The organism is Streptomyces sp. NPDC056835 (genome assembly GCF_042789485.1).
GTDB lineage: Bacteria > Actinomycetota > Actinomycetes > Streptomycetales > Streptomycetaceae > Streptomyces.
Window position 1 is genome coordinate 23,677 of record NZ_JBHUBB010000044.1, and the last position, 20,932, is coordinate 44,608.

Genomic DNA, 20,932 nt, shown 5'->3' on the forward strand with positions numbered 1-20,932 from the left:
CCCCGGGCCGGTTCAGACCTCCGGTGCCGCCTCCTCGCCGTAACCGGCGTCCGAGCCGTCCAGCGCGCCCGGGGGCAGTGCGGGCGGCTCGTACGCCTCCGGGTCCAGCGCCCCGGCCTCCGGGTCCGGACGTACCGCGCCCAGCAGGGGATTCGCCGCGATGGGGGAGACCTTGACATTGGTCCCGGGGCGCGGCGCCTGGATCACCATCCCGTCGCCCAGATAGATCGCCACATGCGTGGCCCCCGGGAAGTAGATCACCAGATCGCCGGGGCGCAGCTCGCGCAGCGAGACCTTGGGGAGTTCGCTCCACTGCTCCTGGCTGGTACGGGGGATGGCGAGGCCGGCGCGCGCCCAGGCCCGGGAGGTCAGCCCGGAGCAGTCGAACGAATCGGGCCCCTCGGCGCCCCACTCGTACGGCTTGCCGATCTGCTCGACGGCGTACTCCAGGGCCGCCTGGCCCGCCCGCGAGGGCGCCATACGGACCGCTGTGCCGGCCGGACCGCCCGCGCCCTGGGGTCCGCCCGCGCCCTGCGGTGTGCCGTCACCGAGGGCGCCGGAGGCGAGCAGTTCGCGCTGGGCCTTGTCCGTACCGGCCCGTTCGAGATCGGTCAGAGCCTTGATCTGAGCGCGGCTGAGGGAGGCGAGCAGCTTCTCGACCTCCAGGAGCCGGGATCTGACCATGTCGCGCTGTCTCTTCTGCTTCGTGGCGAGCGCCTGCTGACGGTCGAGGGCTTCGCGGGACGCCGCGGCGAGGGTTCGGGCGCGCTGCTCGCCGCCCGTCAGCCGGTTCAGCGTCTCCGCCCTGCCGCGCGCCGCGCGCGCCATCAGATACGTCTCGTCCAGGGCGCTCTGCGGGTCGCGGGCGAGCAACAGCCGCAGATAGCCGGAGAGACCGGACTGCCCCTGGTACTGCTCGCGGGCCAGCCGGCCGGCGTTGACGCGGCTGAGGGCCAGCGCGGCGCGGGCCCGGACGAGTTCGGAGTCCACCCTCTTGGTCTCGGCGCGCTGCCGGGTCAGTTCGGCGGCGGTGGCATTGTACTCCTCGGTGGCCTTCTCGGCCTCGCGGTAGAGCTGTTGGAGCCGGGTCAGCATCTCCGCGACGGTACTGGGCGGGGCGTCATCGGTGACGTCCGCGGCGTCGGTGGCGCCGGGGCCGCCGGGCCCGTCGGCCCCGGTGGAAGCCGAGGGGGCGGGGGCGGGGGAGGGAGACGGCGACGCCGACGCGATCGGCACCGCCGCGAAGACCGTCGCGGTGGCCAGCGCCGCCGTACAGACGGATCGCAACATTCTGCCTGACACGTCATCACCTCCGGTTGCGGGATGGACAGTCCAGCCCTAGGTGATGATGGCGATGATGAGGTGATATGGGATGTGAAGAGCGCATTAATGGGCTCGGTGGAGCAACAGCATCATCCCTGTGAGGGACGGTCGCCCCGCTCCGTACCGTCACCGGGCTTCGACCAGGGCCACTTCAGCGTGCGCCGCTCGCGGCCCTCGGCCACGTACTCGTACTTCCAGCCGCGCTGGATCCCGAGCCGCTTGGTGTAGCCGGCCGGGGCACGACGGTAGGTGAGGACGGTGGGCGGCCCGCCGTCCGCGTCCGGCACCGGGACCTCGTACCACTTGGGCGGCTGGCCGGTCGGTCCCGTCAGTACGGGCAGGACGCGCCCGTCCAGCGGCCCGCCGACAAAGGGAGTGTCTTCGCTTCTCACGCCCCCAGTCTCACCTACGGGAGGTGCGCCGCCGCGTTCACCAGGGGCAGCACCCGGCGGGCCAGCGTTCCCACGGGGCCGTCCGGGTGTTCGTACGCCACGAGCGCGCCGACGGCCGCGGCGGTCTCCTCGTCGGTGGCGGCCGTGACCACCAGCAGCGCGATCAGATGGTCGACCAGCCAGTCGCGCAGCTCGCCGGCGGGCGGGCGCTTCTCCTCGTCGAGCCATATCAGCGAGGCGGATTCGACGGCCGCGATCCAGGTGCGCACCAGCATCCGCAGCCGTGCGCCGGGCGCCGCCGCGGCACCCGCGTGGTCCGTCCCGCCTGCCCCGCTTGTCCCGGACGCCCCGCCTGTCCCGAGGTGCAGCAGGATCTGTTCGGCCGCGGCCCGCCGTACCTCGTCGACGATCGCGGTCGTCCGGGACGTCTCACAGACACTGCCGCCCCGGAGCAGCGCGCTGAACCCGGTGTCGTGCTGGCCGACGAAGTCGAGATAGCGGTCGAGGACACGCCCGAGCCGCTCGGTCGGCGGCCCCACCGGCGGCTCGGTGAAGCACAGTTCCAGCTCGTCGGCGGCCGAGCGCAGCGCGTCCTCGTACAACTGCTGCTTGCCGCCGCTGAAATAGCGGTAGACGAGCGGCCGGGACACCCCGGCCGCGGCGGCGACATCATCGAGCGAGACATCCTCGGGCGCCCGGTGCGCGAAGAGGCCGAGGGCCGCGTCGAGGAGTTGCGTACGGCGCTCCTCGACGCTGAGCCTTCGGTACGCGGGCGTTGCGGGCGCGGTCATGTCCGCAGCGTAACCGCCGGGCGGCCGGGTGGGGGTACGGACCGGGGCGCCGGTCAGGCGAGGAGGCCGGAGGACTTCCAGAGCCTGCGCCCGGTCCCCCGCAGCACACCGATGTCGTCCAGGAAATCGGTGAGCCGCTTGGCGCCCGTCCGCATCACCTCCCGGCGATGACCGCTCTCCCGCACGTGGGCGACGGCCTGCCGGCGGTCGAGGCCGACGTTCTCGTACACCTGTGGATTGATGAAGCAGACCGAGAAGACCCGGGCGGCCTCACCGCAGCTGAGCCGGGTGAACTCCCGCTCCCAGCGCGGCGCGGTCACCATCTGGCGGCGCAGCTCCTCGCGCGCGTAACGGACATGACGCGCCTCTTCGATGACATGGATACGGGTCACCCCGCGCACGAGGGTCTGGATCCGCTCGTCCGGGAAGGTCAGCCGCTGCATCCAGTCGAGGATCTCCTCACCGAGGAGTGTGGCGGCGAAGGAACCGGGCGTGGTGGAGACGGTCTTCAGGACGCGCGCGAGATTGTGGTAGAGCCGCGGCACGGGATACTCCGGGGCCCCGCCCTTGTGGATCAGCCGGGCGAACATCATCGAGTGCCGGCACTCGTCGGCGATCTCGGTGAGGGCGTAGCGGACGTGATCGCTGGTCACGGGCTTGTCGTAGATATGCCGGACCAGCAGCTGCATCAGGATGATCTCGAACCAGATGCCGAGCGAGGCGAGCGAGGCGGCCTCGTGCCTGGCCAGCTCCATCCGCTGCTCCTCGGACATCGTCCGCCAGAGCGGGGTGTCGTAGAGCGAGACCAGCTCCGGCGGCCAGAACCACTTGCCGTCCTCGGCCGGCGCGTCCCAGTCGAGTTCCTTGTCGGGGTCGAAGGAGTGCTTGGCGGAGGATTCGAGCAGCCGCTGGGCGACCTGTTCGCGGTCCCGGAGCGGGCCGAGTGCGTCGCGGAGCAGCTGCACATCGCGTTCGGTCACAGTCGTCATGGCTGAGCGCACCTCATGGCTGGATGGCGGGCTGTGTGAGGCGGCGGCTCACCGACTCGGCTCACTGAGACGGTGAGCCGAGTCGGGTTACCGGCGGTCACCCCTTATGAGACCGCTCGTCAACAAGGGCGTCAATCCCCTGTGCGCGTCTTGTTGACTCCATGTCTACCAACGTGTGAACCGTCGGCCGCTCATCCCCGCAGGCCGCCGGTGAACGCGAGCAGCAGCGCGGCCACCGCCTCCGGCTCCTCCAGCAGCATCGCGTGGGTCGCGTCGATGTCCTCGACGGCGAGAGGCGCGGCGCCGTCGCGGCGACGCTCCTCCACGAGGGCGGCCAGATCCCGGTCGAGGCCCTTCGTGTACGAGTCGGTCAGCTCGTGGAACCACTCCATCCCCGGCATCGGCGGCTGCGGCCTTCGGGCCCGTACGCACAGCGCGGGGCACGGCACGCGCCGCAGCAGCGCGAAGAGATCGAGGGCGTCCATCGCGTCATACATCTCCAGCGCCCGCTCCCGTACGGGCAGCGTCTGTACACGGCCGTCGGGCAGCTCACGCACCGCGCCACGGGCCGCCGCCTCGGCGCGGGCGTACGGGATGCCGAACTGCTCCGCGTACGCGGCCTGTTGCGCGACATATTCGGCGGGCGCGATCTGCCCGGCGGCGGCTCGCATCATCTCGCCGACGCGGGCCAGGCCTTCCGCGACGGTCGCACCGTCCAGCCCCGGGTACTGATCGGGGCGGCCCCACCAGAAGCCGTCGAGATTGACAGCGCCGGGAGTGGTACGGCCGGTGGCTCCGCCGGAGCGGTGGGCGGCGTGGTACAGGGCGAGCATCCCGCCCAGTGAGTGGCCGACGAGCACGGCGTCCGGAATCTCGTAGAAGTCGAGCACGGACTCGATCGTCTGGGCGGCGGCCTCGAACGACCAAGGCCGCGGGCCGTCTTCGGAGCGGCCGTGACCGGGCAGATCGACGGCGAGCACCCGGTGGCGCTGGGTGAGCAGCGGAGCGACGGCGTCCCAGTCGGCGAGCGAGCGGCCGGCGCCGTGCAGCAGCAGGAGGGGCGAGCCCTCGCCGCCGTGGTCGTGAACGTGGACGTGAATGGGCTGAAGGGAGTTAGGCATGCGTCAACCGTAGAGCGCCCCAGGGGCCCCAAAATCGTCCACCGGAATGACGAAATCCGGCCTTCCGATGCCCCATAATGGATATACGCCGGAACCGGCCGCGTAACACCGCGTCGCACGGCACGATGGCGCGTATGACCGCCCCACACCCCGGTGCCGACCGCGCGGCAGCCCGCCGCAGTCTCGAAGGACTCGCCCTGGGCGACGCCTTCGGCGAACGCTGGTTCCCTCTCTTCCGTGAGCGTCAGCGCGCGTACGCGGAGATCAGGGCCAGGATCACTCCGACGGAGCTGGAGTGGCACTGGACGGATGACACCGCGATGGCCCTCGCGATACAACGCGTCCTCGACGAACGAGGCGCCATCGACCAGGACCGGCTCGCCCTGTGCTTCGCCCTCATGTACGACGCCGATCCGGCCCGCGGTTACGGGCACGGTATGCACATGCTGCTGCCGGCCCTGCTGACGGAACCGGAGAGCTGGCGCACCCTGACCCCCGGGCTGTTCGAGGGCGGCAGCCTGGGCAATGGCGCGGCGATGCGGGTGGCGCCGCTGGGCGCCTGGTTCGCGGCCGACCTCGACCGCGTGGCCGAACAGGCCGTGCTCTCGGCCGAGGTGACCCACGCGCACCCGCAGGGCATCGCGGGCGCGGTGGCCATCGCGGTGGCGGCGGCGCTGTCGGTACGGTCCGAACTCTCCGTCGCGGCGGTGGCGGAGGCCACGCCCGAGGGTCCGGTACGGGACGGCCTGGCGCGGGCCGCGGAACTGCCCTTCACCACCGAGCCCTGGAAGGCGGCGGATCTGCTCGGCAACGGCCAGCGGATCCGCGCCGACGACACCGTGCCGTTCGCGGTATGGACGGCGGCCCGCCACCGCGACGATCTGACCGCCGCGCTCTGGTCGACGGCGGAGGGCTTCGGCGACGTCGACACGACCTGCGCGATCACGGCGGGCATCGTCGCGGCCCGCACCGGAACGGGCTCGGTCCCTACGGCGTGGCGGGAGCGCCGGGAGGCGCTGACGTAGGCGGGAGCGGCCGCGCCGTGAGGACGTCGACCGGGTCCGGGGCCGCGAGGGCGATTTCGGGGAGCGAGGCGTCCGCCCCGCGCGCCGCCACCAATTGCAGCCCCACCGGACATCCGTCCGCCGTGAAACCGGCCGGAATGCTGGCCGCGGGATGCCCGCTCAGATTGAACGCCCAGGTCAGCGCGGTGGAGTACAGCTCGCCGGGACCCTCGTGACCGTGCGGTCTGTTGGGGGTGACCGGGGTGAGCAGCAGCGGCGTACGGGCGAAGAGCGCGTCGAGCCGCCGGTCGTTCTCCGCCCGTATGTCCGACGCCGCTATGTCCGACGCCGCTATGTCCGACGCCGCTATGTCCGACGCCGGCACGTCCGACGCCGGCACATCCGGCCCCCGCACCCCCGACGCAGGTACCCCCGACGCCGGCCCAGCCGCCTCCGAGCCGCCGCCGCTCCGTATCGCCATCCAGGCCTCACGCGGGTCCAGCAGCGTGAACGGCCGTCGCGTCGGCTCAAGGCGTACGACCCCCGCCGCCACCAGCCGGTCCACCGCCGCCCGTACCACCGCCACCACCTCCGGGTCCGGCCGCGCGTACCCCAGGTCGGGAGAGAAGACCGCGGGCACGGGAAAGGCCGGTGGCGGCGCCTCGTCACCGCCGAGCACACACCGCAGATACGCCCGCGCCTCCGCCGGCGACCGCGCCAGCACACCCGCCGACGCCAGGCCGGTACGGTCCGGGGACGGCAGCAGCCCGTTGGTCGTCTTCAGCCCGAACACCCCGCACCAGGCCGCCGGGATCCGGACGGAGCCGGCGCCGTCGCTGCCGGTCGCCAGCGGCACCATGCCCGCCGCGACCGCCACCGCCGACCCGGCGGAGGACCCGCCGGGGGTACGGTCCGCGCGGTAGGGGTTGACCGTACGGCCGTGCCTGCCCTGCCCCCAGGTCTGCCAGTACGTGCCGGGCCCCGGCACCGCCGTCGACCCGACCGGCACGGCGCCCGCCGCGATCAGCCGCCCCGCCGCGTACGACCGGATGCCGGACGGCCCCTTCACCGCGAACGGCACACCGGCGAGCGGTAGTCGGCGGTCCACCGTCCGCGCCCGTTCCCTGGCTTCCGCGTCCCACACCTCGATGAAGGCGCACAGCGCGGGATCGAGCCGTTCGATCCGCGCCAGCGCCTCCGCGACACCGTCCGCCACAGACATCCCCCAGCCCCTCCCCAGCCTCTCCCCATCCCATCCCGTCCGATCCGATCCGATCCGATCGGAGGGCCCCGGACAGGACCTAGTTTCGCAGCGCTTCCCGCATCACCGCCCGCGCGATCGGCGCCGCGTCACCCCCGCCGCTGACGTCCGACCGGTTCGCCTCCGCCGCCTCCACGACCACCGCCACCGCGACCGCCGGGCGGCTCGAATTGCCCGCCTGCGCCCAGGCGATGAACCAGGCGTACGGCGTACCGGTGTTGCCCACCCCGTGCTGTGCCGTCCCCGTCTTCCCGCCGACCGTCGCCCCGTCGATCCCCGCGTTCGATCCCGTACCGTCCTCGACGACCCCGATCATCAGCTGCCGCAGGTGCTGGGCCGTGGCCGGGTTCATCGCCCGCCGGTAGGAGCGTTCGCCGGTACGGGAGACGATGTCGCCGTCCGCGTTCGTGGTCCGGTCCACCAGGAAGGGGTACTTGAGCTCCCCGCCGTTCGCGACCGCCGACGCGACCATCGCCATCTGGAGCGGGGTGGCCCGCGTGTCGAACTGCCCGATCGAGGACAGCGCCAGCTGATCGTCGCTCATACGGGTGTCGAAGTGGGACGCGGCGACCCCCGAAGGGATCGTGATCCCGGTGTCGTTGAAGCCGAACTTCCGTGCCGTCTCCACCATCGCGGACAGCCCGGTTCTCACGCCGAGCCCGGCCATCACCGTATTGCAGGACCATCTGATCGCGTAGTCCAGCGATGCCTCGTCGCATCCGTCCGCCTCATTGGGCAGCGCGGTCCGCGTGCCCGGCAGGAGATACGGCTCGGGGATGCCGGTCGGGGCGTTGACATCGGTGACCGTCCCGGAATCCAGCGCTGCCGCCGCCGTCACGATCTTGAAGGCGGACCCGGGCGGATAGGTCTGCCGGATGGCCCGGTTGAGCAGGGGCTGCGCGTCCGCGCCGGTCAGCCGGGCCCACGCGTCATTGACGGCTGCGCCGGTGCCCGACAGCTGCCCGGGGTCGTACGACGGACTGCTGACCAGCGCCAGGATCCTGCCGCTGAACGGCTCGACGGCAGCCACCGCGCCGCGTCTGCCGGCCAGTCCCTCGTACGCGGCCCGCTGCATGGACGCCTTGATCGTGGTGGCGATCTGCCCGCTGGGGCGCCGGCCGCGGGTGATCTCGTTCCAGAAGGGGAACGGGGCGAGCATCGGGTCCGTACCGGAGAGGATGTCGTCCTCGGCGTTCTCCAGCAGGGTCGTGCCGTACGTCTGGGAGGCGTAGCCGGTGACGGGCGCGTACAGCGGGCCCTGCGTGTAGGTGCGTTCGTAGCGCAGCTGCTGTCCGCTGTCCCTGGAGCCGGTGACCGCTCTGCCGTCGATGAGGATGTTGCCGCGCGGCTGGGAGTAACGGGCCACGGTGTCACGGCGGTTGGCGGGGTTGTGATTGAGGGAGTTCGCCTCGATGACCTGGATCTTGGCCGTGTTGACCAGCAGGGCGACCAGCAGCAGGAGACTGAAGACGGCGGTCCGCCGGATGTAGCGGGTCATAGCTGGTCCCTCCAGGCGTTCCCGTTCTCCTCGGCCGGCGCGATGACGCCCGGCTCCGCGCTCTCCGGGCGCGGGCTGCGGGCCGAATCGCTCAGCCGGATGAGCAGCGCGACCATCACCCAGTTGGTGACGACGGACGAGCCGCCCTGGGCCAGGAAGGGCATCGCCATGCCGGTCAGCGGGATCAGTCCCGTCACCCCGCCCGCGATGACGAAGACCTGGAGGGCGAGGATCGCGGAGAGACCGACGGCGAGCAGTCGCCCGAAGGGGTCGAGCAGCGCGAGGGCGGCGCGGTAACCGCGGGCGACCAGCAGGGCGTACAGCAGGAAGAGGGCGGTCAGGCCGACCAGGCCCAGTTCCTCGCCCGCCGTGGCCAGGATGAAGTCGGACTTGGCGGCGAACCCGATCAGGACGGACCTGCCGAGCCCGAGCCCGGTTCCGAGCATCCCGCCCGCGGCGAAAGCGAAGAGGGACTGGGCGAGCTGGCCGGGTCCGCGGCCGGCGGCGATGGAGGCGAAGGGGTCGAGCCAGTCCTGTACGCGGCTGTGGACATGCGGCTCCAGCGAGCCGACGGCGAACGCGCCGACCGCGGCGAGCAGCAGCCCGACGGCGATCCAGCCGGTGCGTCCGGTCGCGACATAGAGCAGGATCACGAAGAGCCCGAAGAAGAGCAGCGAGGTGCCCAGGTCGCGTTCGAGGACGAGGACGATGACACTGAGCAGCCAGATCGCCACGATCGGGCCGAGCACGCGGCCGGTGGGCAGTTGGAGCCGCCAGACCTTGCGGCCGGTGTAGGCGAGGGCGTTGCGGTTGGCGGCGAGGTACGCGGCGAAGAAGACCGCGAGCAGGATCTTGGCGAATTCGCCGGGCTGGAAGGAGAGTCCGCCGAGCCGGATCCAGATCTTGGCGCCGTTCACGGCGGGGAAGAAGATCGGCACGATCATCAGCACCAGTGCGGTGGCGACCGACAGATAGGCGTACCGCTGGAGCAGGCGATGGTCGCGCAGGAACACGACGACGGCGATGAACAACGCGACACCGAACGTGGACCAGACCAGCTGGGTGGGCGCGGCCTTGTCGCCCGGAGTCTCCAGGTCGAGGCGGTAGATCAGCACCAGACCGAGGCCGTTGAGCAGCACCGCGATGGGCAGCAGCAGGGGATCCGCGTACGGGGCGCGCAGCCGGACGGCGATATGCGCGAGGAGGGCGAGCATGCCCAGACCGGCGCCGTATCCGGCGGCGTCGGGCGGTACGGCGTCGTTCCTGCCGAGGCCGACGCTGATGTAGCCGAAGACGGAGATGAGGACGGCGCAGACGAGGAGCGAGAGTTCGACACCCCGTCGCTTGGGGTGGCGAAGCCCGGGTAGGGGAGCGTCCGCCGTCGTTGCGGTCATGCGTCGAAACGTAGCAAGGAGGCGGGTGTTATGTCCGTTTATGTCGGGATGTAGGGCATGCCGAACTCACCTGGAGGCCATTCGGTCCGACGCATCATCAGCTGGTCGTTCCATCGCCTTATGGGGAGATGGGTGAGATGAGTGCCGCGGTCGCTTTCGCCGGCCGGAGCTCATCGCTGATGGAGGTTCACCGTTGGTAGGGGTTCACTGCTGGTAGGGGTTCCGCTGCGGCGGCTGCCCGTACGGCTGGCCGCCGCCCTGTCCGTACCCCTGCCCGCCCTGCGCGTTCCCAGGTCCGTACCCCTGCCCGTTCCCGGGTCCGTATCCCTGTCCGCTCGCCTGCCCGGTGCCCTGGGCCATGAGCTGGTCGGCCTGCTCCTTGGTCACCTGCCGCTCCGCGCCGCAGAACGTGCACTGGGTCGCGAACTTGGTGGAGAACGGGAACAGCGGCACGAAGAACAGCGTGAATTTCGTGACGCGCTTGCGGAGCGTGTGCGCCGACGGATTGCCGCACTGGCCGCAGACCAGCGTCAGTATCGCCAGTTGGTAGAGGTAGCCCTTGGTACCGAAGATGATCATGAGCGGGATTCCTTAGGGAGGACCGGCGTGTGCTGGGGGAGCGCGTACTGAGGGAGAGTCTGCCGCACGGCGGTGAACAACTGGCCCGCGATACGGGACGGAATGGTCAGGGCGGGGCACCGGGCCGGTGGCCGAGGGCTCTTGCCCCGTGGCCCGGGTGCTGTTCCCATGGTCGTGGGGGTGGTGGGGCATGAGCCGATTACGCGTCACGCCGACGCGCGGGCAGGGCCGCGACCGGCTGTACGTCACTCTGCGGGACGGTACGACCGTCGCCTGGTACGACAAGGACACCGGACGGGTGAGTGTGCTCTCCGGGGCGGGGCGCGACGAGGTGCTGTCCGCGCTGGCGCCGTATCTCACCGGCGAGGTGGCCGTAGGGCCACCCCGGGTGCCGACCCCGGCCGATCTCGACCGGCTCTCGCTCCACCCCGATGACGACCTGGCCCCGAACCGTCCGGGCGAGGCGCTCCACGCGGAGCTGGACGCGCCGCGGGCGGCGCCGTCCGGCCGGTCCTCCGGGTCCCACCGGTCCTCCGGGTCTTCCTCGTCTCTCCTGTGGCGCCGATGGCGTCAGGACCCCCGGCAGGCGGAACTGCTCGCTCAGGAGACCGTCGGCGACCGGCTCGACCGGCTGGAGGACGCGGGCTGGCGGGTGCTGCACTCGATACCGCTTCCCGGTGCCGCCCGTATCGACCATCTGGCGATCGGCCCGGCCGGAGTCCTGGCCGTACGGACACTCCCGGCCCGAAAGCGCCGGGTCGCCGTCGCCGACCCGCAGGTCCGCGTGGGGCGTTCCGCGCCCGCGCCCCATCTCCGCTGGGCCCGCCGCGCCGCGGAACGCGCCTCGCGCGCCCTGGCGGCCGACGTACGCCCCGTACTCGCCGTGGTCGAGGCCGCGGGCCCGGGCGCCCTGCCGACGCCACGGGACGTACGGATCCTGCGCGACACCGAGATCGCGGCGCTGGCGTCGCTCGGGGGCGTACTGAAACCGGCGGACATCGAGTCCCTGTACGCGACGGCGCGCGACCGCCACAGCTGGCTGCGTGTCTAGGGCGTGTCCCTGGCGGCCGTGAAGGGGGCCGGGCTCAGGGCAGCGGGGCGGGCTTAGGGCAGCGGGCCGGGATCAGGGCAGCGGGGCGGCGACGGCGGGGTCGGTGAGCGGGCCGAGGAGGTCCCCGTACCGCTCCAACCGCGCCTCGATGTCCCCCAGCCTGAAGACCAGCTGCTCGGCGTCCGTGCAGTCGGAGACCTCGTCCCAGGTCACGGGCGTGGAGACGGTCGGCTCCGCCTTGGCACGCAGCGTGTAGGGCGCCGCGGTGGTCTTCGCGGCGGCGTTCTGGCTGTGGTCGACGAAGACCTTCCCGGGCCGCAGCGAGCGCCGCATCCGGTGCACCACCAGCTCCGGCAGCGCCGCCTCCGCCTCGACGGCCAGACCCTTCGCGTACGCCGAGACGTCCGCGGACGGAGCGCGCTCCAGGGGTACGAGGACATGCAGGCCCTTCGACCCCGAGGTCTTCACATACGCCTTCAGCCCGTCCGTACCCAGCCGCTCGCGCAGCCAGAGCGCCACCGCGCAGCACTCCACGGCGGTGGCGGGCGCCCCGGGGTCCAGATCGAGGATGAGCCTGTCGGCCTGCTCGGGCGCGACGGCGCGCCACTGATGCGTATGGAACTCCACGACCAGGTTTGCCGCCCACATCAGCGACGGCAGGTCCTCCACCACCACCTGCCGGCCGGTGTCGGCCGTCCTTCTGGGTACCTCGGCGACCCGTACCCAGTCGGGCGTACCGGGCGGCGGGTTCTTGGTGAAGAAGAGCTGCCCGTCGGGCCCGTCCGGGTAGCGGAGGAAGGAGACGGGGCGGTCGGCGAGATGGGCCAGCAGCGGGGCCGCCGTACGGGCGTAGTAGTGCAGGACCTCGCCTTTCGTGGTGCCGGTGGCGGTGTACAGGACCTTGTCCAGGTTGCTGAGCGCCAGGCGTCGCCCCTCCACCTCTGTGATCGGCGTCATACGATGAGAATCCCATATATTTCGTGAATATCGTATGAAAGGGATGGAACGTGCGATCCATATGGAACGGCGCGATCTCCTTCGGGCTGGTCAGCATCCCGATCAAACTGGTCAACGCCACCGAGAACCACTCGATCTCCTTCCGGCAGATCCACAAGGCGGACGGCGGCCGTATCCGCTACCGGAAGGTCTGCGAGCTGGACGGCGAGGAGGTGTCGACGCCGGAGATCGGCAAGGCGTACGAGGACGCCGACGGGTCCATGATCCCGATCACCGACGACGATCTGGCCGCGCTGCCGCTGCCGACGGCGAAGACGATCGAGATCGTCGCGTTCGTCCCGGCGGACTCGATCGATCCGCTCCAGATGGACACGGCGTACTACCTCTCCGCGGCCGGCGTGCCCGCGGCCAAGCCGTACACCCTGCTGCGTGAGGCGCTGAAGCGCAGTCAGAAGGTGGCCGTCGCCAAATTCGCCCTGCGGGGGCGGGAGCGGCTAGGGATGCTGCGGGTGGTCGGCGATGTGATCGCGATGCACGGCCTGCTCTGGCCGGACGAGATCAGGGTCCCCGAGGGCGTCGCGCCGGAGACCGACGTCACCGTACGGGAGGCCGAACTCGACCTGGCCGACGCCCTGATGGACACGCTCGGCTCGGTCGATCTCGACTCGCTGCACGACGACTACCGCGAGGCGGTCGAGGAAATGATCGCCGCCAAGGCGGAAGGCGCCCCGACGCCGGAACGGGAGCCGGCGGCGGGCGGGGGAGGGAAGGTCCTCGACCTGATGGCGGCGCTGGAGAACAGCGTGCGCGCGGCGAAGGAGGGCCGGGCGGAGGGCGACGAGGTCGCGGAGGTGACGCGGCTCCCCGCGAAGAAGACGGCGAAGAGGGCACCGGCGAAGAAGACGACGGCGGCGAAGACCGCGGCCAAGCCGGCGGCGAGGAAAACGGCGGCGGCGAAGAAGACGGCGGCGCGGAAGACCGCGTCCGGATCGGGGTCGAAGACGGCCGGGAAGGCCGCGGCCAAGTCGGCTTCGAAGACAGCCGAGACGGCTTCGAAGACGGCCTCCGGCGGCCGGAAGCGCGCCTCGGCCTGAGCCGGCAATCCCCGGCGTCCCCGCGTCCCCGCGTCCCCGGCGTCCCCGGCGTCCCTGGCGTCCCCGCGTCCCCGCGTCCCCGGCGTCCCTGGCGTCCCTGGCGTCCCCGCGTCCCCGCGTCCCCGGCGTCCCCGGCGGGCGCGGCAGGCGCCCCGCCCCGCCCTGGGTGGCACACTGCGCGAGTGAACCGAACGCTGCGCATCGTGCTGGCCGAGGACAGCGTGCTGCTCCGAGAAGGCCTGACCGCCCTGCTGGACCGCTTCGGCCACAAGGTCGCCGCGGCGGTGGGCGACGCGCCCGCCCTGCTGACGGCGGTGGCGGAGCACACGCCGGACATCGTGGTCACCGACGTACGAATGCCCCCGGGCTTCCAGGACGAGGGCCTGCACGCGGCCGTCCGCCTCCGCGAACGGCAGCCCTCCCTCCCGGTGCTCGTCCTCAGCCAGTACGTCCAGCGCACCTACGCCGCCGAACTCCTCGACTCCGGTGACGGCTCCGGCGTCGGCTACCTCCTCAAGGACCGCGTGGGCCAGGTGGAGGACTTCGAAGCCGCCCTCCAGTCCGTGGCCTCCGGTGGCACGGTCGTCGACCCGGAAGTGGTCCGCCAACTGCTCCGCCGCCGCCGAGACCCCCTGGAACGCCTGACCCCCCGCGAGCACGAGGTCCTGGCCCTGGTGGCCGAGGGCAAGTCCAACGCGGCGATAGCCCGCCAACTCGTCGTCTCCGAGGCGGCCGTGGGCAAACACATCGGCAGCATCCTCGCCAAACTGAACCTCCCCCCGGCGGACGACACCCACCGCCGCGTCCTGGCGGTCCTCACCTACCTCCGAGCCTGACCCCCGCTCCTACCCCGCCCCACCCGACCTGGAAATACCTGTTCACGGCCACCCCGCGGAAGCTGGTAGGGTTTCCTTCGTCGCCAAGCACCACGGCGACTCGCCCCCGTAGCTCAGGGGATAGAGCAACGGCCTCCGGAGCCGTGTGCGCAGGTTCGAATCCTGCCGGGGGCACTCCGCAGCAATCAGGGTGATCAAGCTCTTGACCTGCGCAGGTGCCCAGTACAGAGAGCCGGATCCAGTCCCACTGGGTCCGGCTCTCTGTCGTTGTCACGCACTGGTTGTGTGTGAGCGGCGTGTGAGCCGCGCGCAGGTCACACGCGAGGCGAGGCCCAGCCCATTGCTTGCTCGATCTTCTTGTTGTTCAGCTCCTCGTGTCCGTCGATGCAGCCTTCGTAACGGCGGTGGATGACCTCCGGGGAGTTGCCTGCCCTCCGGGCTACTTCGGCCACGGGGACCCCTGCGTTCAGCCAATTCGTGATGCAGGTATGCCGCAGGTCGTACGGGCGGCGACCGAGTAGGGATGACTCCTTGTCCGGTGGCAGGGCGAGCGGTCTCGCTTCCTGCCATACGCGCCAGTAGCTAGACGTTCCCAGCACGTCCCCGCGCTCATTGGCGAACAGTCGGCCGTCCTTGGCCGTGCCGAATTCCTGGACGTGCACGCGAAGCATCGCGACCAGGACCGGCGGGATGGGCACGGGGCGGTCTGCCTTGGCATCCCGTGACTTGAGTCCGCGCCTGTCGTGGCGCTTGCCCGTGTCGGTCCACTTCTTGCCCGACACGGGACGTGTCTCGCGCAGGGTGAGGGTGCCCCATCCCTGCTCTGGCAGGTGGCAGTCCCCGAACCGGAGCCCAACAGCTTCCGCCGGCCGCATCGCCGCGTAGAGCTGACAGGCGAAGAATGCGACCAGCCGGCGGCCACGGTTGCGGTGGACCGACCCGACGTAGGAGACCGCAGTAAGGAGTTGCGCTCCCTGCGCCTGATTGACCAGGACCCGAGGGTCGACCACGTCATGGGTCTTGGACCCGGAGCGCTTGATGCCGGCGAGAGGGTTGCTGTCCACGTAGCCCGCTTCGATCGCGTACTCCATGGCGGTGTTGAATCCACGGCGCCGCCGCTTGTACGTCTCGCCTGCCGCCGGGCTGTCGTCCAGCTTGAACGAGAGCCGGTAGTTGACCTCCCGTACGACTTTCGCATCGGTGAGCGCGGACAGGGGCAAAGAATGCCGCCCCAGCCACGAGCACGTGGTCGCCAGATGCTCTGGGGGCTCTTCATCCTCGTGCGCAGGTACGACGTGCCACCGAATCGCCGCACGCACGTCTTCCAGCGCTGGTGGTTTCGGCGCGTCACCCATCATGGCCAGCGCGACCGTGGCGAGGCTGTCGGCCAATCCCTCCCGCGTCTTGGCGGCGGTGGTTCGCCACCGTACCGACATGTACTCGCGGGAGAAGTCCCACCAGGAAGGATCGGGACGGGCGTTCTTCTTTGCCTCGGCAGCCCGCAGTTCGGATTCCGGCAGGCCCGTGTCGACATCGAATGCCTCGCCCTTGCGCATGGCCTTCCGTAGATCGGACTGGCGAGTCTCGGCGAGCGCCACGGTGGCGAAGGTCGCGTGCTTGACCTGCCCAGCGACCACCCATCGGAGCTGGTACGGGGCTTTCTTGCTGGTGATCCTGCTGATCTTCCAGACGCGTACGTCGGTGGACAGCGTGGGCTCTTGAGCCTCGGACGGGCCCTCAGAACTGTGAGAGCCCGTCCGATCGGTCTTGCGGTGGTTCACGCAGCTTCCTCCATGCTCGCGATCCACCGATCCAGTTCGGAGCGGCGGATGCGAACGGCGCCGTTCGGGAGCTTGATGGCCTTCGGGCCCTTTCTGCACTGCCGCCAGCGGTAGAACGTCGCTCGCGGTACGCCGATCTCGGCGATGACTTCGGGGATGGAAAGCATTTCGTCGCGCGGCTTGGCCACGACTCCTCCTCAAGCAGGAACGCGACGGGAGCGGGAGTAGGGCTCCCCTCCCTGTCAGGTCCGCTACCTCCGCTACCTCCGCTACCGCCCTGGTCAGGGGCATGATCGAGGTAGCGGATAGGGGTAGCGGTAGCGGATGGATCCGCTACCGGCCCCGGCGGTAGAGGCGCGGGGCCGGTAGCGGGGTAGCGCTCAGGTAGCGGCGGGGAAGATGCCGTCCGCTACCGTTTCCGGGGCGCTGACCTGCGCGGTAGCGGAGGTAGCGGAGGTAGCGGCTCCTGAGGGGGGTGGAGGGCAGTACCGCTGCCACGCGTCGTGGAGATCGAGGGCGTAGTAGCCCTTGAGCACGGTCCCGGCGGTCTTGATGTTCCGGGCCTTGACGGGAGCGTTGTCGCTGGTCATGTACTCCCCGAGCATCTTCGCCAGCCCTCGGGAGTCGAGCGGCCGGCCGCCCATGTCCGCCCATGGGGCTTCGTCCAGCGCGCACAGCCGGTCCAGGACGGCGACGGTGGGCATGCGGTCGATACCCGCCATGACGTGGTCACGGAGGTCGGTGAGCAGGCGGATGCCGAGGGAGCCTTTGTCATCGGCGCGGGCGGCGTTGACGAGTTCGACGCATGCGGTGCGGGCCCGCTCGGGCCAGTTGCCACCGGCCGCGTCCGCGACGGACAGCAGGGGTTCCCACACGTCCGCCGGGCGGTCGGTGACGCCCTCGGGCATCTCCGGCCACCGTCCGGCGATGTCCTCGCGGACTGTGTCAGCCCACTGGGCGAGCCGGTCTCGCAGGGCATTGCCCTCAGCCTCGTGCAGTCGGGCCCGGAAGGGTTCCACTGTCTCGTTCCTCGCGCGGCGGCGCATGCGGATGATGACGGACCGGGTGGTGATGGTGTCCGGCAGATAGCCGAGTCCGGCCACCGCGACGCCCGTGTAGGAAGGGAACTCCACGACCGTCTGGTTCCCGCCGTCTCCGATGCACCGGTAGGTGACCCCGGAACGGCGGTGACCAGCGTTGAGAAAACCGCGAAGTTCCTCGTTGTCCCCCGCCTTGGGGCCAAAGACGGTATCGATCTCATCGAACAGAATCGTCGGCCGTCCGGCCGGATCGGAGACGGACCGGAAGAGCGCGGCGGCACGGGCATTCACCGCGAGCATCGGGCGCGGTACCAGGGTCTCCACCACTTCCAGCGCCCGCGACTTTCCGGAACCGGGCTCCGGAGACAGGAATGCGAGCCGTGGGGTGGAGTCGAAGGCGTCGAGCAGGTGCGCGTGCGCGTCCCACAGGGCAACCGCGACGTACGCGGCTTCACGGGGGAAGACATTGAAGCGGCGGTGGAAGGCTTCCACCTCGTTGAGCAGGGATGCGCCGTCGATGTCGTTCATGCGGCGTTCCTCTCTTCCTGGGAGCTCCGGAGCGTGCACCGGTCGCGGTGGTCGGTGTGGTCTGTGATCAGCGCGAGTACCTTGCGGTGGCCGGCGGCGAACAGGTCGCGTCCGCAGGCGCACCACGATGCGGCGGTGGGGGTGGCGCCCTTGGGAGCGGTGATGCGGAGCCACGCGATGGGGTGCCGTCCGTCGCCCTGCTGCGGGTCAGGGCGAACAGCAGAAGGGACGCCTTCGGCGACGACTCTCAGCGCGCCACTGCCGGACGGCGCCGGGGCCGGTTCGGCGGGGCCAGGCTGGTCGGTGGCTGTGGGGAGGCTCTTCAGGCGGGGGCGTGGAGGGGTGCTCATGCCGTCCTCCGGAGCTGGTTGCGTGCGATGGACCAGTTCAGGCCCGAGCGCACGGTGGAGCGGCATTGGCGAGACGACAGGCCGGCGTACTCCCCCGCCCCCTGAAGAGCCTCCTCCACCACGGCCAACGGGAGGTCGCCCCACGCGACGAACCGCCCCAAGGCCCGTGCGGCCGACAGGAGCGTCGTGTCCCGCTCGCCTTCCTGCGCGGCCTGGACCGTCGCGATTTCGGCCCTGAACGCGGCTGTGGCGTAGCGAGAGGACTTGGACGACGACGGCACGGCTGTTAGTGCCCGGGATGCCTGACGGGTCGTCAGGCGGGCGTACAGCCATTCGGGGAGTGGTGCGGGCGGGGTGGGGTCGATGACCGTGTACGGCCCGGCGGGGGTGGTGCTGCCTCCGGCGACGACGTAGCCGCCCCATGCGCGGGTGTCGATGAGCTTGCCGAGCCTGCCCGCGCTGTTGGTGAGCCGGACGCTGGGCGGCGCGGTGAAGTACAGGTGCATGCCGCCGCTCGCGGTCCGGGTCCGGTAGGTGGCGGGCATGGGCTGCCCGGTGCGCTCGCAGAGCGCCTTGAAGGTCGTCACGCCGGAAGGCGTGTCCGCACTGCTCTTGTTCTTGGTCTTGGGCATATCCAGGTCGATGACGACCAGCCCGGAAGGGCCGGTGGCCACGCCGATGTTGAAGGAGAGCGTGGACCAGGCCCGGCGGATGCGGGCGGGGTCGACGGTCGCGCGGTCCTCCCACTTGCGGTGGAATCCCGCGCAGTCTCCGATGCCGGGGCAGACGGCCTCACCGTGGAGGGCGGGACGCTTGTTGGCCGGCCGGAGCGGGAAGACGTGCCAGCCGCGTTCGGCCGCGTCCAGAGCGGCGGTCAGGAGCGACGCGCTCATGCCACCACCCCCAGGGCGCCGGGCGCGGACGCGAGGAACGCGGCCCCGATCCACTCGGTGTAGGCGGGGGGCAGCGCCTCACGCAGGTTGAAGTGGTCGGTGGACCAGTCGATGCCCTTGGCGGTGCGGATCTCTTCGACGGTGGCCTTTCCGCCGCCTTTGCCGTAGGCGGCGACGTACGGGCCGTGGCGCCATCCGCGCACCCGTCCCCGGTGCCGAGGATGAACGGGTTGGTGGACCGTCCAGCCGCTCAGTTCGAAGTACCGGTGCATGAGCACGGCGAGCCCGAACGACTCACCGCACAGCCGCAGATCCTTACGGACCTCCGAGCCGGCCACATTCTCGATAGCGTACGGCCGCCCGATCGCGTCCAGAGCGGCGCGGGTCGGGACGATCAGACGGGGGTGGGAGCGGCCGGTCGCCGTGAGGCGGGCGGCGTTGGTGCCCTTGGTCGGGGCGCTCTCTCCCTGGCACGGCGGGGACGCGTGGATGAAGTCGAACTCATGGCCATGGGCGCGGATGAACTCGATGGCGTCGCCCTGCACGAAGGTGTCACCGCAGTAGTCCGGCATCGGTCGGACGTCCACGCCCGTGACGTGGAATCCGGCCCGCTGGTAGCCGCGTGCGGCACCACCGATGCAGGAGTACGCGTCCAGTAAACGCGGCCGGGAGTGGTCTCGCCGGATGAGGCTCGGTTGAGTCATGCTGGACCTCCAGTTCCACTGTTGAGTTGTGCTGGACGAGGGCGGCCCCGGACTTTGGCGAGAAGGGGGCCGCCCTCTTGTAGCGAGAGGTCAGGCGGTGGTCGGGATGGCGAGCACGATGACCGTGGCGTCGTCGCGGTAGCCGGTCTCATCCGGCTGTGCGGCGGCCACCAGGGCGTCGGCGAGTGCCTGCGGATCGTCCTGGTGGGTGCGGACCAGGTCGGTCATGGCGTCGTGGTCGATCTGGTCGTGGGCACCATCGCTGGTGAGGAGGGCCAGCCTGTCGGGGATGGTCACGCTGTAGACGGTGCCGACCGTGGCCGTTGAGAGCGCGGCCCGGATCCAGTTGTCGTGCTGGCGTGCCAGTTCCACCGGGACCCCGTTGCGGCGGAGCTGAGCACCTACGGTGTGGTCGTCGGTGTAGAGGGTCAGGCTGGTCCCGTCCCATCCGTAGGCGCGGCAGTCGCCTACGTAGTCGATGACGGTGTCGTCCTCGTCAGGGTGGCGGGAGGCTACGACTGCAACGGCGTTCGCTTCGTCTCCGTCCGCGCCCCGGTCGGCGACAAGCTGCCCGGCGGTGAGGAGCCCCGCCAGCGGCCCGCGCTGGGCACCGATACGGGCGGCGACTTGGGCGAGGAGCGGGGCGGTGCGGGAGGTGTGGGGTCCGTGGCCGATGCCGTCGATCACGGCCGCGCCGACCGTGCCATCCGCGAGCCGGTAGACAGCGGCGGCGTCGGCGTTGTCGGCGTCGGTGCCCTCGCGGGTGGCGGTGCCGGTCAGGATGGTGTGCAGGATCTGGTCAGGCATGAGTGCCTTCCTCGCAATGAGGCCGGACTGTCCGGCTCCCCTCACCGCCCGCGCGGTGTCGGGCGGATCGGGCAGCCGTCAGAAGGGCGGTTCGTCGCTGTAGCCGCCGGGCGGGGTGCGTCGTAGCCACCGGGGCAGGGGCAGCACGGTCATGCGCCACAAGGTCCAGCAGGGGCAGGGGTCCCATTCACTTCCTGCGTACTCGCCGGTCTCGGGGTCGCCGTAAAGGGACTCGATACCGCCCTCGCCCGAGCAGTCGGGGCAGTTGGGGCGGGGCGTGTCGGTGAGGATGAGGGCGCGGCGTGGACAGCCACTGACGCGGATACGGAGTCGCATCAAGGGGTCTCCTCTACAGGTCGGGTATGGCGTCGATGAGCGCGGTGGTGAGTTGGTTGATGGGTTCGGCGGCGCCGGTGGAGGCGAGGAAGAACCCGAACAGCACGGCGACGGCGGCTGATCCCCAGCCGAGGATGTGGGCGCGGAGCATGAGGAAGAGGGCGATGCCGAGCAGGAGCGGGATGGTCAGAGCCACGTTGGCT

The 20,932-nt window shown here is 70.8% G+C and carries 23 protein-coding genes and 1 tRNA gene; 5 read left to right on the forward strand and 19 right to left on the reverse strand.

Translation table 11 applies throughout. The annotated features are described in order from the left end of the window. Nucleotides 1–12: 12 nt before the first annotated feature. From ACFRMN_RS34475 to ACFRMN_RS34495, 5 genes are all read right to left on the reverse strand, one after another. Nucleotides 13–1,302 carry an NlpC/P60 family protein gene (locus ACFRMN_RS34475; RefSeq protein ID WP_383027384.1) on the reverse strand — a complete coding sequence of 430 codons (1,290 nt, stop codon included), beginning with the start codon at nt 1,300–1,302 and terminating at the stop codon, nt 13–15. Nucleotides 1,303–1,412: 110 nt separating this feature from the next. Then, nucleotides 1,413–1,715, reverse strand: coding sequence for a hypothetical protein (locus tag ACFRMN_RS34480; RefSeq protein WP_383027386.1), 303 nt, complete (start codon nt 1,713–1,715; stop codon nt 1,413–1,415). Nucleotides 1,716–1,729: 14 nt separating this feature from the next. Continuing rightward, entirely contained in the window at nt 1,730–2,506 is a 777-nt protein-coding gene (locus ACFRMN_RS34485; protein WP_383027389.1) for a TetR/AcrR family transcriptional regulator, read from the reverse strand. Between the two features lie 53 nt (nt 2,507–2,559). Further along, a complete protein-coding gene (locus ACFRMN_RS34490; RefSeq protein WP_383027391.1) occupies nt 2,560–3,495 on the reverse strand; it encodes a diiron oxygenase in 936 nt (311 codons plus the stop codon). 191 nt (nt 3,496–3,686) lie between these two features. Then, nucleotides 3,687–4,616 carry an alpha/beta fold hydrolase gene (locus ACFRMN_RS34495; RefSeq protein WP_383027394.1) on the reverse strand — a complete coding sequence of 310 codons (930 nt, stop codon included), beginning with the start codon at nt 4,614–4,616 and terminating at the stop codon, nt 3,687–3,689. A 125-nt stretch (nt 4,617–4,741) separates the two neighbouring features. Here ACFRMN_RS34495 and ACFRMN_RS34500 point away from each other — a divergent pair, with 125 nt between their 5' ends. Next, entirely contained in the window at nt 4,742–5,641 is a 900-nt protein-coding gene (locus ACFRMN_RS34500; RefSeq protein ID WP_383027481.1) for an ADP-ribosylglycohydrolase family protein, read from the forward strand. Here ACFRMN_RS34500 and ACFRMN_RS34505 read toward each other — a convergent pair. From ACFRMN_RS34505 to ACFRMN_RS34520, 4 genes are all read right to left on the reverse strand, one after another. Beyond that, nucleotides 5,604–6,842, reverse strand: coding sequence for an amidase family protein (locus ACFRMN_RS34505; protein WP_383027396.1), 1,239 nt, complete (start codon nt 6,840–6,842; stop codon nt 5,604–5,606). The two genes, ACFRMN_RS34500 and ACFRMN_RS34505, sit on opposite strands and share 38 nt — an antisense overlap. A 79-nt stretch (nt 6,843–6,921) precedes the next feature. Beyond that, a complete protein-coding gene (locus ACFRMN_RS34510) occupies nt 6,922–8,379 on the reverse strand; it encodes a penicillin-binding transpeptidase domain-containing protein (protein WP_383027399.1) in 1,458 nt (485 codons plus the stop codon). Then, on the reverse strand, nt 8,376–9,773 hold the full coding sequence (locus tag ACFRMN_RS34515) for an FtsW/RodA/SpoVE family cell cycle protein (protein WP_383027401.1): 1,398 nt from the start codon (nt 9,771–9,773) through the stop codon (nt 8,376–8,378). Before ACFRMN_RS34515 ends, ACFRMN_RS34510 begins: the two co-directional genes overlap by 4 nt. Nucleotides 9,774–9,977: 204 nt before the next feature. Next, nucleotides 9,978–10,352 carry a zinc-ribbon domain-containing protein gene (locus tag ACFRMN_RS34520; protein WP_383027404.1) on the reverse strand — a complete coding sequence of 125 codons (375 nt, stop codon included), beginning with the start codon at nt 10,350–10,352 and terminating at the stop codon, nt 9,978–9,980. Between the two features lie 190 nt (nt 10,353–10,542). On the opposite strand from ACFRMN_RS34520, the gene ACFRMN_RS34525 reads away from it, so the two are divergent. Next, nucleotides 10,543–11,403 carry a nuclease-related domain-containing protein gene (locus ACFRMN_RS34525; RefSeq protein WP_383027407.1) on the forward strand — a complete coding sequence of 287 codons (861 nt, stop codon included), beginning with the start codon at nt 10,543–10,545 and terminating at the stop codon, nt 11,401–11,403. A 72-nt stretch (nt 11,404–11,475) separates the two neighbouring features. Here the strand turns inward: ACFRMN_RS34525 and ligD are convergent, their stop codons facing one another. After that, nucleotides 11,476–12,360: a non-homologous end-joining DNA ligase gene (ligD, locus tag ACFRMN_RS34530; protein ID WP_383027409.1), complete on the reverse strand. Its 885-nt coding sequence runs from the start codon at nt 12,358–12,360 to the stop codon at nt 11,476–11,478. Nucleotides 12,361–12,410: 50 nt separating this feature from the next. Between ligD and ACFRMN_RS34535 the strand changes: the two genes are divergently transcribed. The 3 genes from ACFRMN_RS34535 to ACFRMN_RS34545 all read left to right on the forward strand — a co-directional run bounded on the left by ACFRMN_RS34535 (nt 12,411) and on the right by ACFRMN_RS34545 (nt 14,464). After that, complete coding sequence (locus ACFRMN_RS34535; RefSeq protein WP_383027412.1) at nt 12,411–13,454, forward strand: Ku protein; 1,044 nt, start codon at nt 12,411–12,413, stop codon at nt 13,452–13,454. Nucleotides 13,455–13,657: 203 nt separating this feature from the next. Next, complete coding sequence (locus ACFRMN_RS34540) at nt 13,658–14,290, forward strand: response regulator (protein WP_383027483.1); 633 nt, start codon at nt 13,658–13,660, stop codon at nt 14,288–14,290. Between the two features lie 102 nt (nt 14,291–14,392). Beyond that, nucleotides 14,393–14,464: transfer RNA gene (locus ACFRMN_RS34545), tRNA-Arg, on the forward strand. Nucleotides 14,465–14,604: 140 nt separating this feature from the next. Here the strand turns inward: ACFRMN_RS34545 and ACFRMN_RS34550 are convergent. The 9 genes from ACFRMN_RS34550 to ACFRMN_RS34590 all read right to left on the reverse strand — a co-directional run bounded on the left by ACFRMN_RS34550 (nt 14,605) and on the right by ACFRMN_RS34590 (nt 20,925). Next, on the reverse strand, nt 14,605–16,071 hold the full coding sequence (locus tag ACFRMN_RS34550) for a tyrosine-type recombinase/integrase (protein ID WP_383027414.1): 1,467 nt from the start codon (nt 16,069–16,071) through the stop codon (nt 14,605–14,607). Continuing rightward, nucleotides 16,068–16,259 (reverse strand): helix-turn-helix transcriptional regulator, encoded by a 192-nt coding sequence (locus tag ACFRMN_RS34555; RefSeq protein WP_383027417.1) that lies wholly within the window; start codon nt 16,257–16,259, stop codon nt 16,068–16,070. Before ACFRMN_RS34555 ends, ACFRMN_RS34550 begins: the two co-directional genes overlap by 4 nt. A gap of 192 nt (nt 16,260–16,451) precedes the next feature. After that, nucleotides 16,452–17,639: a DUF3631 domain-containing protein gene (locus tag ACFRMN_RS34560; RefSeq protein ID WP_383027420.1), complete on the reverse strand. Its 1,188-nt coding sequence runs from the start codon at nt 17,637–17,639 to the stop codon at nt 16,452–16,454. After that, the gene (locus ACFRMN_RS34565) at nt 17,636–17,989 is read right to left on the reverse strand and encodes a hypothetical protein (RefSeq protein ID WP_383027422.1); all 354 of its coding nucleotides are present in this window, start codon (nt 17,987–17,989) and stop codon (nt 17,636–17,638) included. The genes ACFRMN_RS34560 and ACFRMN_RS34565 overlap by 4 nt, the downstream gene beginning before the upstream one ends. Next, nucleotides 17,986–18,882, reverse strand: coding sequence for a bifunctional DNA primase/polymerase (locus ACFRMN_RS34570; RefSeq protein ID WP_383027425.1), 897 nt, complete (start codon nt 18,880–18,882; stop codon nt 17,986–17,988). The genes ACFRMN_RS34565 and ACFRMN_RS34570 overlap by 4 nt, the downstream gene beginning before the upstream one ends. Then, nucleotides 18,879–19,586 carry a DNA methylase gene (locus ACFRMN_RS34575; RefSeq protein ID WP_383027428.1) on the reverse strand — a complete coding sequence of 236 codons (708 nt, stop codon included), beginning with the start codon at nt 19,584–19,586 and terminating at the stop codon, nt 18,879–18,881. Before ACFRMN_RS34575 ends, ACFRMN_RS34570 begins: the two co-directional genes overlap by 4 nt. Nucleotides 19,587–19,676: 90 nt before the next feature. Continuing rightward, nucleotides 19,677–20,393 (reverse strand): hypothetical protein, encoded by a 717-nt coding sequence (locus ACFRMN_RS34580; protein WP_383027431.1) that lies wholly within the window; start codon nt 20,391–20,393, stop codon nt 19,677–19,679. A gap of 78 nt (nt 20,394–20,471) precedes the next feature. Beyond that, nucleotides 20,472–20,729 carry a hypothetical protein gene (locus ACFRMN_RS34585; protein WP_383027434.1) on the reverse strand — a complete coding sequence of 86 codons (258 nt, stop codon included), beginning with the start codon at nt 20,727–20,729 and terminating at the stop codon, nt 20,472–20,474. Between the two features lie 13 nt (nt 20,730–20,742). Then, entirely contained in the window at nt 20,743–20,925 is a 183-nt protein-coding gene (locus ACFRMN_RS34590; RefSeq protein ID WP_383027436.1) for a hypothetical protein, read from the reverse strand. Nucleotides 20,926–20,932 lie beyond the last annotated feature (7 nt).